The sequence below is a fragment of the Paenibacillus sp. FSL H7-0918 genome (genome assembly GCF_038007025.1).
GTDB lineage: Bacteria > Bacillota > Bacilli > Paenibacillales > Paenibacillaceae > Paenibacillus_AQ > Paenibacillus_AQ odorifer.
Genome location: NZ_JBBOWJ010000006.1, coordinates 227159 through 243803 on the forward strand (window position 1 = coordinate 227159; position 16645 = coordinate 243803).

Sequence of the window (16645 nt, forward strand, 5' to 3'; positions counted from 1 at the left end):
ATAGATATGAAAAAAAGGGAGGCAACAAACATGAAGTTTGGAAAACGTACTCTAGTTCTATCTTTAGCATCAATGATGGTTTTTTCCGCACTGGCTGGCTGTTCGAGCAATTCCAACAACGCGGCTCCAAAGGCATCTGAAGGGTCTGGAGCAGCCAACAAAGAAACTACGCCTGATAAAGATGTAACCTTGGAATTATTGTATTGGGGTGATGATGTACAGAAAAAGCTGGTAGAAGCGGCAGCAGAAAAATATACAGCCGACACCGGAGTGAAAATCAATGCACAAGTACTTCCAGCAGATGGCTCCTTTGATACATTTATTCAGACCCGGCTCGAATCCGGTGAACTTCCAGATATCAGTTATATGGGTGAAGGCGATATCCAAAAGTACAATGAAATGGGAATTATCGAAGATATCAGCGATTTATTAGCGGACGGAAGCATTCCTGAAAAACTATCAGCGATTACAATCCATTCACCTGAGCAAAAAGTGATCGGAGTCGGCCTATCCAACCAGTTGGAGCTGCTTTACTATAGCAAGTCCAAATTTGATGCAGCAGGCCTTGAATATCCACCCTCCAAAGTTGAAAATGCGTGGGATTGGGATACATTCGTAACAAACGCGAAAAAGCTAACGACAGATACTAAAGGAAAAACAGCGGCAGATGAAGGCTTTGATGCTGCTCTGACCGAGAACTACGGGCTTGGTATGACAGCGGGACGGGAGTTCCACCATTTCTGGGCAGCTTATGCCAACGGTGGCGGGATTGTTTCCCCGGATGGAAAGGAGTTTCAATGGGATTCTCCCAAAACGGTTGATGCCATCCAGAAGCTAGCTGATCTCGTTAACAAAGACAAGGTTGCATCCGCTTTCAATTACACTTGGAATTCTGGAATTGGTTCTGCGGTAGACGCTTTGAGTGGTGGTTATGCCATGGCAATCAGCGGCTCTTGGGATCTAGCTAATATCAAAGGTAATGAAGATATCGGCGTTGGCGTTCTGCCTAAGATGGAAAAGGCAGTAACGATGAACTGTGGTGCTCCGCTTGTTGTGTACAATACATCGAAGCACATTGAGGAAGCCAAGAAATTCTATGCTTACATGGTAAACCCTGAGAACAGTCTGGAGCTGCTGAAGAGTGGTGCGTGGTTGCCGAACCAGGCAGATTGGTATACCGATCCTACCTTGGTTGAAAAGTGGACCTCCGATCTTCCTGAAAGCGCAAAAGAAACTATCCTTAGTTATTCCACAACGAAAGACTCTATCGCACAATGGCCTGCATATTACGTTCCTGCCTACCTCAAGATGAATACTGAATATGAGAAATCTATTGATCAGGCGTTGGCAGGTAAGAAAAGTGTTAAAGAAGTCTATGACGCGATCATGCCAGCGATCAAGCAGTTGTTCGAGAGCGGCAAGGTTTCCTAATTAGAGCTTATATTTGAAAAGAGGGCTATTGCTTATGAACCCAGAGAGCAAAACCGAAACGGCTGCGGTCTATGTTAAAAAGCATGCCAGAGGTGTCACCAAAGAGGCGGTGGCTGGATATTTGTTTGCAGCACCGGCCATTATTGGATTTTTGGTATTGACGCTTTATCCGATGTTGGCCAGTTTGTTTTACAGCTTTCATAAAATAACGATTATGAGCGGAAGCCAAGTTATGGAGTGGATTGGACTGGATAATTTCCGGTACATATTCACCAATACCAGCTCCGAATTCAAAAAATCCATAACGGTAACCTTGATTTATGCCTTCATTAACGTGGCGCTTGTAATCACCTTTTGTCTGATTGTTGCACTCTTATTGAACCGTAAATTTATCGGCAGAAACTTGATGCGGGCTATATTCTTTCTGCCGTCTGTAGTTCCGATGCTGGCGACAACAATTGTGTGGCAGATGCTTCTACAGAACCAAGCCAAGGGTGGATTGCTTAACTGGATTTTATTGCAGATAGGAATAGCCCCTGTTGATTTCCTGACAGATCCCATCCGTATTTTTGAGACATTGTTTATCATGAGCTTGTGGACCTGTGGTGGGACGATTGTTGTGTTCATCGCTACGCTGCAGGATGTTCCGGGAGAATTGCTGGAAGCTATCGAGATGGACGGGGGAAATGCTTGGCACAAGTTCCTCAAAGTAACCTATCCGACGATCAAGCCTGTCCTCTTTTTCCAATTGATTATGTGCATGATGACCTCTATCCAGATTTATACGCAAAGTGTGGTGTTGTCCAGAAATGGTGCACCCGATCGGATGACTTATTTTATCAACGTTATGATCTATGACCATTCATTTGTTCAGGTAGGGATGCGCGGTTTGGCGTCTGCTGAGGCATGGGTCGTCTTCCTAATCACTATGGCCATTACTGGTGTGCTGTTCTACTTCCAGGGCGCATTTAAAAGGGACGATTCGATGGGCAAAAGAAAGAAGGCGAGATAATGGCGGCTACCGCAATTATGAATTATACAAGTATCCAGAAAAAAAAGAAAAGAGCTAAAGCCATCAATACCGGGCTGATTCTGCTCTCCTGTATACTCGCAGTGGTGTTTGCTTTTCCGCTTTATTGGCTGCTGCGAGGTGCCTTCGTGAGCCATACAGAAATACTGGCGCGGCCGCCTGTGTTTTTCCCCGAGTCACTAAATGTCGATAATTTTCGGCTTGGATTGGAACGTATTCAGTTCCTGCGGCAGCTCTGGAATTCAGTTTCGATTGTAGTTCCTTATGTGATCGGGACGGTGCTGACGACAAGCTTTGCGGGGTATGCCTTTGCTAAGCTGAACTTTCCGCTGCGCGGGATGTGGTTCGTGCTGGTCATCAGTACGATGATGCTGCCTAGTGCCGTAACCCTGCTGCCACAATATTCTCTGTACACTTCTTTGGGACTGGCTGGCAAACCTGCTCTTATTATTCCGGCCTTTTTCTGTGCAGGCGGCAACGCGTATTTTGTCTTTTTGCTCCGGCAATTTTTCATGACGATTCCGCTAGAACTCAGTGAAGCTGCCAAGATTGACGGTGCGGGTTACTTCCGTATCTACTCCCGCATCATGCTGCCGCTTATACGTCCCGCAATGATTGTTGTGGCGTTGTTCAGCTTTATCAACTGTTGGAATGAATTTTTCTACACCATGATTTATTTAAAGACTGAAGCAGATTATACGCTGCCTATGGGCTTGTATATTGTGAACGGGATGCGCATTCCGAACTATGAACAGGTCATGGCACTGGCGCTCGTCGTTACAGCTCCTTGTCTAGTATTTTTCTTGATCGGCAACAAATATTTTGTTGAGGGCATTACATTAACAGGAATCAAGGGATAAAAAGGAGGAATTCATCCAAATGACAAGTCATAAATGGCCCAGAAGAGCTTCTGTAGCGGCATTATGCGCGGCTGTGGTATTAAATGCAGGGATTGTTCCCGTATCGGCTAACTACACGACTGATTTCTATCATGAAGGTGTAGGCACCGATTACGGGCAGGCGAAGTGGAAGGATAATTCTATTGTTAAGGAAGGCGTTAATTTCAGCGATGTCACCGTCGGAGAAATGATGCAAGCGATTGAAGCTTTTGATTTTGAGGCTTTTGCAAAAGATAATTCCGATTTGCCTTGGCTTGACGCCTTGCTAGTTAACGAAGGTGTCATTCCGGATGATGTCAACGACGAAGTTAGCGCCAATACTCTGTTCAGCCGGGGAAGCGCTTTGTACATGAAGACTCAGGATAATACCAAGCTGGGTTTTGTGGGAACAGTGCATTACGCGGATACTTTGAACAAGGACACGATGTATAACATCACCCTTTCTACAGGAGACTTGGCGGAACAGAAAAATGTGCGGAAGAACTACCCGAGTCATGAGAATCAGACCTACACAAGCGGAGGCCTGGAGATTAACCAGCGGAAATTTATTTCCAGCTATAACAGTGCTGTAACGCTGCTTCAATTGAAGAATCCTACAGCCAGCGATATAACGTTGACGATAAAGGTTAAATCACCTTTTGTCTCAGCGGCTGAGGGTGATGAGCTGGTGGGTTACAGAGTGGCTGCTCCGCTAATGATAGGCAAAGCTGGGCAAAAGGTAGTTGAAGCAATGTCCTACGTGGATGTTCACCTGAGCGGAAACGGCATGAGTCCTTCCGGAAATGAACTGGTTAAAGAGATTACAGTGCCCGCCGGTGGCTCCGTTGACCAAAAGGTAGTCATGGGTTGGCTCGCGGATGAAATACCAGGCTCAAAGCTGCATTATGAGAGCTTTAAGGCTGCTGACAGCAATGATACAGCCTTCTCCGCACAGGTGCGGGAGTACAACGAGTGGTGGGCAGAGAACATTCCATATATCGATGTTCCCGATGAGAATGTGAAGAAGGTACTTTATTATCGTTGGTGGTGTAACCGCTTTAATTTGCTGGATGCCAACATTCCGGGCAATGACTGGCAGTTCCCGATGAACATGGAGGGCGTTCTTGGCTACAACAACGGGATTACGGTCAGTGTACCTTGGGCGATGCAGGATCTGAAATGGCTGCGTGATCCTTCCTACTTGTATGGAACCTGGCTGGCTCAAGGGGAATATTCCGAGAATAAGAACTATAAAAATAATCCCGGACGTCCTAACATCTGGACTTGGGATATGATGCAGAACACGTCGCAAGTAGGCTGGGATGCTTACAAGATTTACGGTGGTGGTCAGGAAATATTGAAGAAGTTCGCTGATTTTTCCGCCACTGATGTTACCGGCACACTTGAACATTTTAAAGGCACTAATCCAAATCTTGTTTATTATAACCATGGTCCGATTACAGGTAATGACGGAGATACCGTATCCATGCACTGGAATGGCAGTGGTAACTATGCTAGGCTGGATGGTTCTTCTACTACCTACGCCAATGCAGTGGCAACAGCGAAGATGTACGAGCAGCTTGGGGATACTGCGGGTGCAGCTAAAATGAACACTGTGGCGCAGAATATTAAGAATTCAATTCTGAATGAGATGTGGTACGACAAGGCTGACTTTGATGGTGACGGTGTGGCAGATACGAATGGTACAGGCAGCTTTTTGCACAAAAAAGTTGTGGGTGGTACCGATGTATTCAACCCTTGGCGGGATAATAACATGTTTGTCTTTAACTTTGGTGTAGTACCAACTGAAGGTGAAGAAGGATATGAGGCGAAATATTTATCCCAGTTGTCTGATTACGCAGATCCGAATTATTATCCGATCTTTCCTTTCTTTACAGCGGATCAGAACAGCATTATGAAGCGGGTGGAAGATTTCAAGAATGGCAAGACGGATGCCTTCGGTACAGACCAGTTCGCATGGTGTAACTTCGGCAACTATATTAATACCGTTCGTGCCTCTCTGCGCTATTATCCTATAGATAACATCAATAGTGACGTTTACAAAACACTGTTTGATTGGGGCGCTTGGTTGCATACAGTGGAGCCGGGCAATACGGACCACCTGGACTCTAATGAATTTTTCTGGCTGGAGGATTACTTCTTCGGCACGCCATGGACAAAAGACAATCCTCCTAACCCTAGTGGAGATATGGTACGGGCATGGATTCACCACGATACGCTTGGCATGATGAATTACACTGTGGTTGAAGATATGGCGGGTATTCAGCCACGGACAGATGACAAGATCGAGCTATGGCCGATTAATGTTGATTATGACTATTTTGCTGTAGATAACGTGCGTTATCATGATGCTAACTTATCTATCGTATGGCAGGATCCTGCTAAATACAGCGACAATCCTCATTATCAAGGTATTCCAGCAGGTTATTCGCTCTTCATTAATGATGAACTCGTAATGACAACTAACGAAATGTCCCATCTGATTTATGATACAGCTACTGGTAAGGTGGAAAAACCTTCAGGTGATGTAACTGGGGCTGTTGGCGATAACTCGAAGACACAGGTGTTATATGAAAAAGGCAGTGCTACGACACTTGCTGCGGCAGATCAAACATCCCTAGCTAGCAATGAGAAGACTGTCGATATGTTTAATAAAGCAGGCGTAGATATTGTTAATGACGGTACGAATCTGGCTGTTGCTTCAGGCACTACTGTTGAATCGACTTATATCAAGAGCGGTTCGAACATCCGCAACCTGGCGGACAATTCGACAATCGCATCGATTAATCATACCTCAAACACAGCTTTATTCGGAGGTTCGCCGAATTCCGTCGATACGGTTACGTTCAAATTTGATGGAGTCCAGGCTGTGGACAATGTAAAAGTCTATTTCTATAATGACCGGCTTCTGAACGGTTATGGTACACCACAGACATTCGGTGTCGAATATCAGGATGCTGATGGAAGTTGGAAACCAGTGGAGGGGCAATTCCGCTATCCGGAGTATATTGCTTCCAACTATAACAATGTAGAGTTCCAAAAGGTTAACACTGCAGCGATTCGCATTCATGTGACGCATTCGCTGGAACTTGCGACCGCCATCAAGGAGATTCAGATCTACAACAATAATCTGGAGGTTAAGGCGGCTGCCAATCAGGCACCAAAGGTTTATCTAGAAACACCATTGAAGGTTGAGCAAAATGTGCCTCTGACGATTATGCCGCAAATCGTTGATGATGGATTGCCAAGTGGCAAGCTGACTTATACCTGGGAGAAGATTTCAGGTGAAGGAGAAGTAGAGGAGACAGGGCTTGATAAGGCCATGCTGCAAGCAACCTTTAAGGCGACTGGTGAATATGAATACCGCCTGACTGTTAGCGATGGGGAACTTGAAACTGTCGTGAAGGTTCCAGTCACCGTATTTGTAGCTACTGCAGAACTGACAGAGATGATCGCGAAGTTTGCGGATCGGGATTCCGGCAGACTTGTCCGGAACAAGGATGATTTTACTGCGGCAACATGGCAAGAGCTGCAAGCTGCACTGACTGCTGCCAAGGCATTGCTGGCTCAGGGAGAATATACACTGGAAGAGATCAAAGTGGCAACGGATCAAATGCGGATGGCGGTGGATAACCTTAGATACAGAAATGCTGCCCTTTTGGCTACGCCTAGTGCCTCTTACACTTCGGCATGGGAGTCTGTGTATGGCGTTAATGATGGTTATATCCCTTATACTTCAGCAAGTATTTACAATAGCGAAGCAGAAACTCAGTATGGGAACTGGGGCGGTCCCGGTGAAAGCCACTGGCTACAACTGACCTGGAAAGAGCCCGTGACTTTGTCAGGCAGCTCCGTGTACTTCTATGATGATGAAGGCGGTGTACAGGTACCGGGAGATTATAGCTTCGAATATTGGGATAAGGATGCCGGAAAATATGTGCCGGTAACGGGCTTGAGCGAGAAAGGCAAAGCAAGAAATGCATTTAACGAGGTAACCTTTGACGAGGTGAAGACGGATAAACTCCGTTTGATTCTTAATAAGCAGTCCACTAGTATTTGGACAGGCGTTAAGGAATGGCGGGCAATTTCGTCTAAGCCAGAAGGAGAAGTTCCTGCTCCCGGCGACCATGGTGCGATTGTAAGCATTGAACAGATTGCGGTGAGTACGACAGTTAACGTCGTGCCTAATCTTCCAGCTAAGGTTACGGTAACTTACGCCGATAAAACGACAGGCTTGGCAAGTGTGGTATGGGAGGAAATTCCCCTTAACAAACTCACCATTGCTACAGACTTCACTATATTTGGTAAAGTGGCGGGCACCGATATTGCTGCCAGCTGCCGCATCAGTGTGAGGTACGATAAATCTAAACTTAAAGCAGCCATTGATACAGCGGAAGATCCTTCGGTAAATGAAGAGAATTATACCGGAACGCCTGAGCAATGGGAGGCACTACGCATTGCACTAGAGGCTGCTAAAGCCACTTATGCAAATGACGGTGCTACCGATGGTGATATTAATGTGGCATATTCCAATTTGAAAAATGCCTTTGAAGCCTTACAGCCTGTCGAAGCTCATGATGCAACGATCAGCGGAATCACAATTCCGGGCGGATCTATTGATCAGGTAGCCAAAGAAATTATTTTACCGGATACGACTACACTTGATGAGCTGAAGGAAGGACTTACTGTTCCGGTAGGGGTTACCTTCGCTGTGTATGAACCCGATAGCATTACTATTGCGGGAGAAATTCAAACGGGTTACAAGGTCATTGTGACGGCACTGGATAAAACAACGACCAGAACGTATACCTTAACATTAGTTTCTGTAAATCCACCACTCATAACGGCAGCCTTGGAGGAGAAGCTTAGAGCAATAGAGGCTCTGGATAAGAGCCTTTATGTAGAGGAGAGCTGGAATACTCTTGAGAAAGAGGTAGCACGTGCAGTGATGTTGATGGAGAGTGGAACTGCTACTCAGGCAGACATTGATGAGGCATTAAGTCAGCTTACTGCGGCGGTTGCGGGCCTGAAGTTGCTTTCAGAAGCTACGCCAACACCTACGCCAACACCTACGCCAACATCAACACCTGCACCGACAGCGACACCAACGCCAACGTCAACACCTGCACCGACAGAGACACCAACGCCAACGTCAACACCTGCACCGACAGAGACACCAACGCCAACGTCAACGCCGAAATCAACAGAGGCACCGGGTACTTATGTGCCGGTAGCCACGGCAAAACCTTCGCCTAGCGCGTCTGCGACAGCTGCCCCTGCTGTAAGCAATGGTAAAATCATTGTCCAGATGGTTATCGGAGCAGATGGAAAAGCATTGGCTGAACTCACTGCCGCAGATGTTGAAAAGGCAGCAAAGGATGCAAAGGATGGTATGCTGTCCATTGTCGTGAATCCTACCGGAAACGCGAAACAAATTGTAGTTGAGCTGCCACTGCAGTCACTGGCAGCGGCGGGGCATGTTAAATCCCTCAAGATTGATACAGGAACAGCAAGCATAATGCTGCCGGAAAGTTTCCTGAAGACTTACAAAGATGCTAAGAACAGCAAACTTAAGCTTATTGTGGGCACTGGAGATATATCCGGATTGCCACTTTCGGTAAGCAGTCAGATGAATGCAGGTACAATTAAAGACATCAGTCTTAGCGTAGATGGTGTGGTTATTCCAGGCGATGTACTGAAGACATCGGGGATCAAGCTGGCACTTCCTTATACGCTGAAGTCTGGTGAGAAAGCTCATAAAGTAGTGGTTTATTACTTGAACAGTAATCAGCAACTAGAGACCGTTAAGAACGGAAGATTTAATACAGGAACACAGATGCTTGAGTTAAATTTGCAACAGCTTGGCAGTTATGTAGTGGTTCACTCGAATGTTTCATTCAAAGATACCGCTACAGCTAATTGGGCGGTAAACAGCATTGAAGCACTCGCAGCACGAGGCGCAATCCAAGGGATGGATGCTGAACACTTTAATCCAAGTGGAAATGTGACCCGTGCAGAATTCATCAAAATATTGATGAACGCTTTTGATTTACTAGATGAGACGGCTGTAAGCACATTTACAGACGTTAAGGATGGGGCATGGTATGCCAGTCCGATTGCGAGCGCTCAAAAGCTCGGTATTGTTAAAGGCAAAGCGGATGGCAACTTTGGTGCAAGCGAGGAGATTACTCGTCAGGAAATGGCGGTCATGATTTATCGTTTGGCTCAGACGATTAATATCCCATTGACCGACGGAACTAAGGCTTCTGGTGAAGCATTCTCTGATGTGAACCAGTTGTCTGCGGATGCAGCCAAAGCTGTAGAAGCGATGCGTATTAGTGGAATTATTAACGGTATGACATCCAACCAATTTGGACCAAACGGCAAGGCTACAAGAGCGCAAGCAGCGACCGTGATCTTCCGCCTGTTTGAGCAGCTTCAATAATCATGCAGCAATACAAGATATAAAAAAGACGCAGGTGTCCCGTAGTCATGATCATGACTGCTGGGGCACCTGTGTTTTTTTTGCTGCCAACCCCAAACGCCTAATCTCATGCTCGTATCCACCACGCTCTTAAAACAAACTTTGCTTCATGGTATGTAATTTGCACGCAAGAGATCGCTAACGGACCCAGGAGCCCCTAAACGTTGCATTTATCGACTTTTGGTGTGCTATCGGACCCCATAGTCGCTATTGGCATGAAAATCGCCCGATTAGAGCCACTTTTGATGAGATAGCTGCACTGGAGTCCGAAAATGTGCCCAAAAGGCGGTAATTGAGCCAATAACGCCTCCTGAGTCCGTAAGCGTCTGAGGATGCGTTGGGTGTTATTGTGAGAGGTCAGTAAGCCCAAAGGATGAGTGTGACTCGACGGCAACGGACCCAGTAGCCCCTAAACGTTGCATTTATCGACTTTTGGTGTGCTATCGGACCCCATAGTCGCTATTGGTATAAAAAACGGCCGATTTGAGCCACTTTTGATGAGATAGCTGCACTGGAGTCCGAAAATGTGCCAATAAGGCGATAAATGAGCAAATAACGCCTCCTGAGTCCGTAAGCGTCTGAGGATGCACTCGGTGTTATCGTGACTGAGTCCGTAAGTTCCAAGGGATGACTGGGATGCGGCGCTACGGACCCAGTAGCCCCTAAACGTTGCATTTATCGACTTTTGGTGTGCTATCGGACCCCATAGTCGCTATTGGTATAAAAAACGGCCGATTTGAGCCACTTTTGATGAAATAGCTGCACTGGAGTCCGAAAATGTGCCCAAAAGGCGGTAATTGAGCAAATAACGCCTCCTGAGTCCGTAAGCGCCTGAGGATGCACTGGGTGTTATCGTGTCTGAGTCTGTAGGCCTCAGGGGATGTGTCCGGTGTTATTGCGCTAGGTCAGTAAGCCCAAAGGATGAGTGTGACTCGGCGGCAACGGACCCAGTAGCCCCTAAACGTTGCATTTATCGACTTTTGGTGTGCTATCGGACCCCATAGTCGCTATTGGCATGAAAACCGCCCGATTAGAGCCACTTTTGATGAGATAGCTGCACTGGAGTCCGAAAATGTGCCCAAAAGGCGATAATTGAGCAAATAACGTCTCCTGAGTCCTTAAGCGTCTGAGGATGTATTCGGTATTACGTGGCTGAGCTGAAAGCGCTTGAGGATGCATGCGGTGTTATCGTGGCCGATCCCGAAATCGCCTGATGATGTGTTGGGTGTTATTGTGCTAGGTCCGTAAGCGCCTGATGATGTGTTCGGTGTTATTGTGCTAGGTCCGTAAGCTCCCCGGGGAGAGGGTGTTTTGGCGCTAACGGACCCAGTAGCCCCTAAACGTTGCATTTATCGACTTTTGGTGTGCTATCGGACCCCAAAGTCACTATTGGCATGAAAAACGCCCGGTTTGAGCCACTTTTGATGAAATAGCTGCGCTGGAGTCCGAAACTGTGCCCAAAAGGCGATAAATATGCAAATAACGTCTCCTGAGTCCACAAGCGCCTAAGGATGCATTCGGTGTTATCGTCCTAGATCCACAAGCGCCTGAGGATGCATTCGGTGTAATCGTCCTAGATCCGCAAGCGCCTGATGATGCATTCGGTGTTATCGTCCTAGATCCGCAAGCGCCTGATGATGTATTCGGTGTTATCGAGGCTGAGTCCGCAAGCGCCTAATGATGTAGTGGGTGTTATCGTACCTAGATCCGTATGCGCCTGAGGATCTAAAGCGTCTGAGGATGTATGCGGTGTTGCGTGCCTGAGCCGAAAGTGTCTGAGGATGTATGCAGTGAGTCGCTATTGGCATGACCCCAAGGGCTGATTTAGTGACTTACCTGCGGAATCCAGCCTATGGAGCAGTCTCATTTTCTTTCTTGTTGATCCCTTTTCAGTATAATTTTGGCGGATAGGATTTGGAGAGACGGGGGATAATTTCTAGGAAACCTAATTCTGACAGGAGTGACTACTGTGGAGGAACGGCCAGCAGGTGGGAACAGCAATACGTCTCAAAAAAACACAAAATCTGAGCAGACTCTGAGTACGTCACTGGATGAAATGATGACTTTGTTTAGAGACATATTCAAGAACGATGGAACGCTTAGAATCAGAGTGTTTAGCAACATGTTTAGTGATAGTCTTCGCTTTGGATTAGTCTATGTTGACGGAATGGTTGACAAACATATGATCCAAGAGGGGATTATCAAGCCCGTCATGGCATTTGATTTTACCGAAAAGGATTGTGGCAATAAAGCCGAGCTGATGGAGAACATCCGGACGCAGGTCATTAGTATTAGCGATGTGGTTGCCTCTGAGAATTTTGATGAAATGATCTATGCGATTATAGCTGGCAAGACCTTACTGTTGATGGACGGTTATGCCGGTGTTCTGAACATTGGTGCACAGGGTTGGGAGACGAAAGCTCTTGCGGAACCGGTTACCGAAAAAAGTGTGAAAGGTCCAAGGGAGGGATTTACGGAATCACTGTTAGTAAATCTCACTCTTATTCGGCGCAGGGTACAAGATTCCGAGTTAAAATTTGTTTTTAGTTCACTGGGAACACGGTCCAAAACACCGATATGTATCTGTTACATGGAGGGGTTAGCATCACCGGCTATTCTCAAAGAATTACAGAATCGAATGGAACAGATTGACATAGATCTTATTCTAGATACGGCATCTCTGGCGGAATTAATTAGAGACGAGCCCTATTCGCCCTTTGAAATGACAGGAAGTACAGAGCGCCCGGATGCCGTAGTCAGTAACATGATGGAGGGCAGAGTTGCCGTGCTCATTGAAGGCAGCCCGTTTGCAATGACTGTTCCCTATGTATTTGTAGAGAATTTTCAAGCCAGCTCGGATTATTACATTAACTTTTATTTTGGTTCCTTCAATCGAATGTTGAGAGTTTTTGGAGCTTTTTTGTCGATCAGTATACCTGCTCTTTACGTAGCTTTAGTTACCTATAGCCAGGAAATGATCCCAACCATGTTGTTGCTCAGTATTTCTACTGCAAGAGTAGCAGTCCCTTTTCCTACAATAGTAGAAGCGTTATTCATGTTAACTATATTTGAAATATTAAGAGAGGCGGGTGAGCGGATACCTACCTATATAGGACAGGCTATCAGTATCGTAGGCGCTCTCGTGTTAGGACAAGCAGCAGTGGAGGCTAGAATAGTTAGTGCTCCAATGATTATTGTAGTCGGTTTAACAGGGATCATGACGCTACTTAACCCTAGGTTGACCGGTCCTTTAATTATCGTAAGAACATTGCTGCTGGGTGCGAGTTTTTTTCTAGGGATATATGGTTATTTTCTTGGAATGCTTGGTTTAGTAGTTCATTTGATGAGTCTGCGTAGTTTTGGGGTTCCATACATGCTTGGAGTAGGCTCAATCCGTCCTCAGGACATTAAAGATACAGCGATCAGGGCGCCGTGGTGGCATATGTATCTGCGTCCGGCGTTAATTGGGGCACGAAATATGAGGAGAAAAGGTTCCAATAAAATAAGGAGAAGACCATGAGCAAGCTGAAAAGGATACTTCTGATTGTTACATCCATGATGCTTCTGATCTGCAATACAGGCTGCTGGAACTACTTTGAAATTGACGATATGTCGATTGTTGCCGGGGTCGCGATTGATAAGGGGAAAAAAGACGGTCAGTTATTGGTGACAACAGAGATTGTAGATACAAAGGAAGGAATGAAATCAAGTCAGGCTGGCTTCAAAATGATCACGCTCGCGGGCGAGACCATGTTTGATATTGTGAGGGGAATGATCTCGATCACTGGAAAAAAGTTATTTTGGAGCCATTCTAAGGCGATTATCCTTAGTGAGGAGATTGCAAGGGAGGGAGTCACCAAAGTAATAGATTGGTACAACAGGGATACGGAAACCCGATCGGATGTGTATATTTTTGTCGCTAAAGAGAAGTCGGCTCAAGAAATCATAAGTCTCAGCAGTTCGACTGAGAGTATTATGTCCTATGCACTTGCACAGCAGATGAGGACTGAGAAAAATGTAAGTACAGCGCCGGTTGTGGAAATTTGGGACTTCATAGATAAGCTCGAGGCTTCTGGTGAATATGCCATCGCTCCATTAATTTATGTTCATGAACAAAATAAGACGAAGAATGCACGAGTTAGCGGAACAGCTATTTTCAGGATGGATAAAATGATCGGTATGATCAGTGGCGAAGAAACGAAATACATGTTGTTTGCCAACAATCAAATCCAGGGAGGTGTGTTAATCGTAAAGGATGAAAGTGGAGAACCTGCCTTTTCCCTCGAAATTTTATCCAATCGTACAAAAATAAAACCTGTATGGATAAACGGTAAGCTCCAAATAAAGCTTAATACACTGACACACGCAGGACTGGACGAGGTCAAATCTTCGGGGGAATTCAATAATCTGGACAGCAAGAAGACTATAGAAAGGTGGGCTGAAAAAGAACTGGAGGAGCAGATTCTCTCCGTTATTCATAAGGTTCAGAAGGATTACCAAGCAGATATTTTTGGATTTGGAGAGCTTCTTCATGAGAAAATGCCACGGACCTGGGAGAAAATCGAGAAAAACTGGGGGAAGGAATTTTCCAACGTAGAGATAGTAGTGAATTCCAAGGTGATTATCGAGAGCAGTGCACAAACGTCAAGGTCTATCAAGATTCATCAAAAATAGGTGATAAAATTGGTTGTTGTGGTCATATTTATCTATGCGGTAATTGTTTTGAGTGATCCTTATGGTCTATGGAAACAGGGGATGAAGCGGGATTTTTATGTTTCTTCCGCACTATGTCTGGTATCATTCTGTATTGCTTTTGCATTGGCAATGAGATGGTCACTCCCTAGTCCTTCACCATACCTAGAACACTGGATTAAGATGCTATTTTAGGGGACAAGCCTAAGGGAGAATAGAGTATGAACAAAGAGATCGTATCAACAGGGCATGCTATTAGTATTGCTGTCTTGTTTATTATGGGGACTTCAATATTTATGGGTGTGCCGGGAGAATCCGGTAACAGTAACTGGATCGCCGTATTATTAGCCATGGTACTGGTGGTCCCACTGCTGCTGATATATGCCAGACTACACATCCTATTACCAGGCAAGGATCTATTTGATATGTTGATTACCGTGTTTGGAGGCGTCTTGGGTCGAATCATTTCTTGTCTCTATATTTGGTATACCTTTCATCTAGGGACACTAATTCTTAGGGTTTTTGGAGAATTCAGTAGATCCGTTACTTTAACCGAAACACCAATGATAGCACCTATGGCATGTCTTGGACTGTTGTGTATATGGATAGTTAAGGCTGGGATTGAAGTGCTGGGGAGAAGTTCTAAGCTTCTATTACTGTTCGCAATATTTGTTAATCTAGTCATTGTCACCTTAGCTTTTTCCAAAATGGAATATCATCACTTACTTCCGCTGTTGGATAAAGGCTGGAAGCCATTATTTAACGATACGCTGGGCACATTTTCTTTTCCATTTGCAGAGGTTGTAGTCTTTCTGGGGGTATTCGGTAATTTATCGAAGAAGAGCTCAGCGAAGAAGGTATTATTTGGTGGCGTAGCGATTGCTGGGGCAATTATTATTATGGCTACACTACGGAACCTATTGATGCTGGGTCCTGAGGTCTTGTCTAGTTTATATTTTCCGGCTTATGTGTCTGCAGGGCGTATTAATGTAGGAGATTTTTTGACCCGAATTGAAGCGTCATCGGCAGTGGCTTTTGTAATCACAACATTTATAAAAGGAAGTTTATGCCTTTACGTATCTTGCATTGGAGTAGCTAAAGTATTCAAGCTCAAGAGTTACCGCTCCGTTGTGCTTCAGATGGGACTACTCATGATCTATTTTGCCGATTTTGTGTACAAGGATATTATGGAAATGTACTATTTCTCTTACCATATTTATAAAATATACGCCTTTCCTTTCCAGGTGATTATTCCGTTGATATTATGGATTTTCGCTGAAATTGTTGTGAGCCGAGGTAAAAATAAACAGATAGCACCGCAGTCGCAGCAATAGCTCTAAATAGGAGGATACAGGTGTCTCGTGAGCCATAAAAGGTGGCTGTTGGGATGCTTGTGTCCTTTTTTGTTATGAGTAATTAGGTGAAATCCCACATTCGGAATCTTAGCGGAGCGCATAGTTGTTATTGATTAGCGTCCTCTGAGTCCGTAAGTTTCAGGAGAGGGCGATGATGCTATAATGATAGATACATAGAATAGAGGTTACTTTTTTTGAGAACAGGGGAGCTGATCCATCATTGAATACATATATTCTTATATATGATAGCTTTGTGCAGTTTGAGGTTACATTGGCAGCTTATTTTATGAAAACAAAGGGTGAGGTTTATACCTTAGGTTTGGAAGATAAGGCGTTAATCTCCTGCGAGGGTTTTTCTGTGAATCCATCCGTATTGGTTGAAAATGTGGACGTTAGCACCATAGATTTATTGATTATCCCTGGTGGGGAAACAGATAATTTAATAGGGCAGGAGGCTCTATTAGATTTAATCAGAAGCCTGAATCGAGCAGGCAAAGTCATCGCGGGCATTTGCGGTGGGGTATCCATTCTTAAGGCTGCCGGAGTACTGGATGGTAAGGTTTATGTGGACAATGAATCCGGCGTATCTAACGTCGTTGTCGATGGAACAATCATTACCGCTAAGCCGAATGGATATGTAGATTTTGCGCTTGAAATTGGGCGAGTAATGAGTATCTATAAAGATGAGGCAGATTTGCAAGAAACGATAGATTTCTTTAAACATTTTAAATCCGTCTAAGGAGCAGAAGAGGGG

Annotated in this window: 8 protein-coding genes; all 8 read left to right on the forward strand. The window is 45.3% G+C overall.

What is annotated here, in order from left to right; genetic code table 11:
- The first annotated feature begins 30 nt into the window (after window positions 1-30).
- Window positions 31-1431: an extracellular solute-binding protein gene (locus MHI15_RS29810; protein WP_341165216.1), complete on the forward strand. Its 1401-nt coding sequence runs from the start codon at window positions 31-33 to the stop codon at window positions 1429-1431.
- 34 nt (window positions 1432-1465) lie between these two features.
- Window positions 1466-2443 carry a carbohydrate ABC transporter permease gene (locus MHI15_RS29815; RefSeq protein ID WP_081383334.1) on the forward strand — a complete coding sequence of 326 codons (978 nt, stop codon included), beginning with the start codon at window positions 1466-1468 and terminating at the stop codon, window positions 2441-2443.
- On the forward strand, window positions 2443-3321 hold the full coding sequence (locus MHI15_RS29820; protein WP_081386388.1) for a carbohydrate ABC transporter permease: 879 nt from the start codon (window positions 2443-2445) through the stop codon (window positions 3319-3321). Before MHI15_RS29815 ends, MHI15_RS29820 begins: the two co-directional genes overlap by 1 nt.
- Before the next feature lie 19 nt (window positions 3322-3340).
- Window positions 3341-9805: an S-layer homology domain-containing protein gene (locus MHI15_RS29825; RefSeq protein ID WP_341165217.1), complete on the forward strand. Its 6465-nt coding sequence runs from the start codon at window positions 3341-3343 to the stop codon at window positions 9803-9805.
- A 2008-nt stretch (window positions 9806-11813) separates the two neighbouring features.
- On the forward strand, window positions 11814-13364 hold the full coding sequence (locus MHI15_RS29830; protein ID WP_139330151.1) for a spore germination protein: 1551 nt from the start codon (window positions 11814-11816) through the stop codon (window positions 13362-13364).
- Window positions 13361-14518 carry a Ger(x)C family spore germination protein gene (locus MHI15_RS29835; RefSeq protein WP_076278130.1) on the forward strand — a complete coding sequence of 386 codons (1158 nt, stop codon included), beginning with the start codon at window positions 13361-13363 and terminating at the stop codon, window positions 14516-14518. Before MHI15_RS29830 ends, MHI15_RS29835 begins: the two co-directional genes overlap by 4 nt.
- Before the next feature lie 239 nt (window positions 14519-14757).
- Window positions 14758-15870: a GerAB/ArcD/ProY family transporter gene (locus MHI15_RS29840; protein WP_076124427.1), complete on the forward strand. Its 1113-nt coding sequence runs from the start codon at window positions 14758-14760 to the stop codon at window positions 15868-15870.
- A gap of 241 nt (window positions 15871-16111) precedes the next feature.
- Entirely contained in the window at window positions 16112-16630 is a 519-nt protein-coding gene (locus MHI15_RS29845) for a DJ-1/PfpI family protein (protein ID WP_076124426.1), read from the forward strand.
- Window positions 16631-16645 lie beyond the last annotated feature (15 nt).

Bases quoted from the DNA above. Each gene is read 5' to 3' on its own strand.
- MHI15_RS29810 (WP_341165216.1), top strand. From the start codon at position 31: ATGAAGTTTGGAAAACGTACTCTAGTTCTATCTTTAGCATCAATGATG.
- MHI15_RS29815 (WP_081383334.1), top strand. From the start codon at position 1,466: ATGAACCCAGAGAGCAAAACCGAAACGGCTGCGGTCTATGTTAAAAAG.
- MHI15_RS29820 (WP_081386388.1), top strand. From the start codon at position 2,443: ATGGCGGCTACCGCAATTATGAATTATACAAGTATCCAGAAAAAAAAG.
- MHI15_RS29825 (WP_341165217.1), top strand. From the start codon at position 3,341: ATGACAAGTCATAAATGGCCCAGAAGAGCTTCTGTAGCGGCATTATGC.
- MHI15_RS29835 (WP_076278130.1), top strand. From the start codon at position 13,361: ATGAGCAAGCTGAAAAGGATACTTCTGATTGTTACATCCATGATGCTT.
- MHI15_RS29840 (WP_076124427.1), top strand. From the start codon at position 14,758: ATGAACAAAGAGATCGTATCAACAGGGCATGCTATTAGTATTGCTGTC.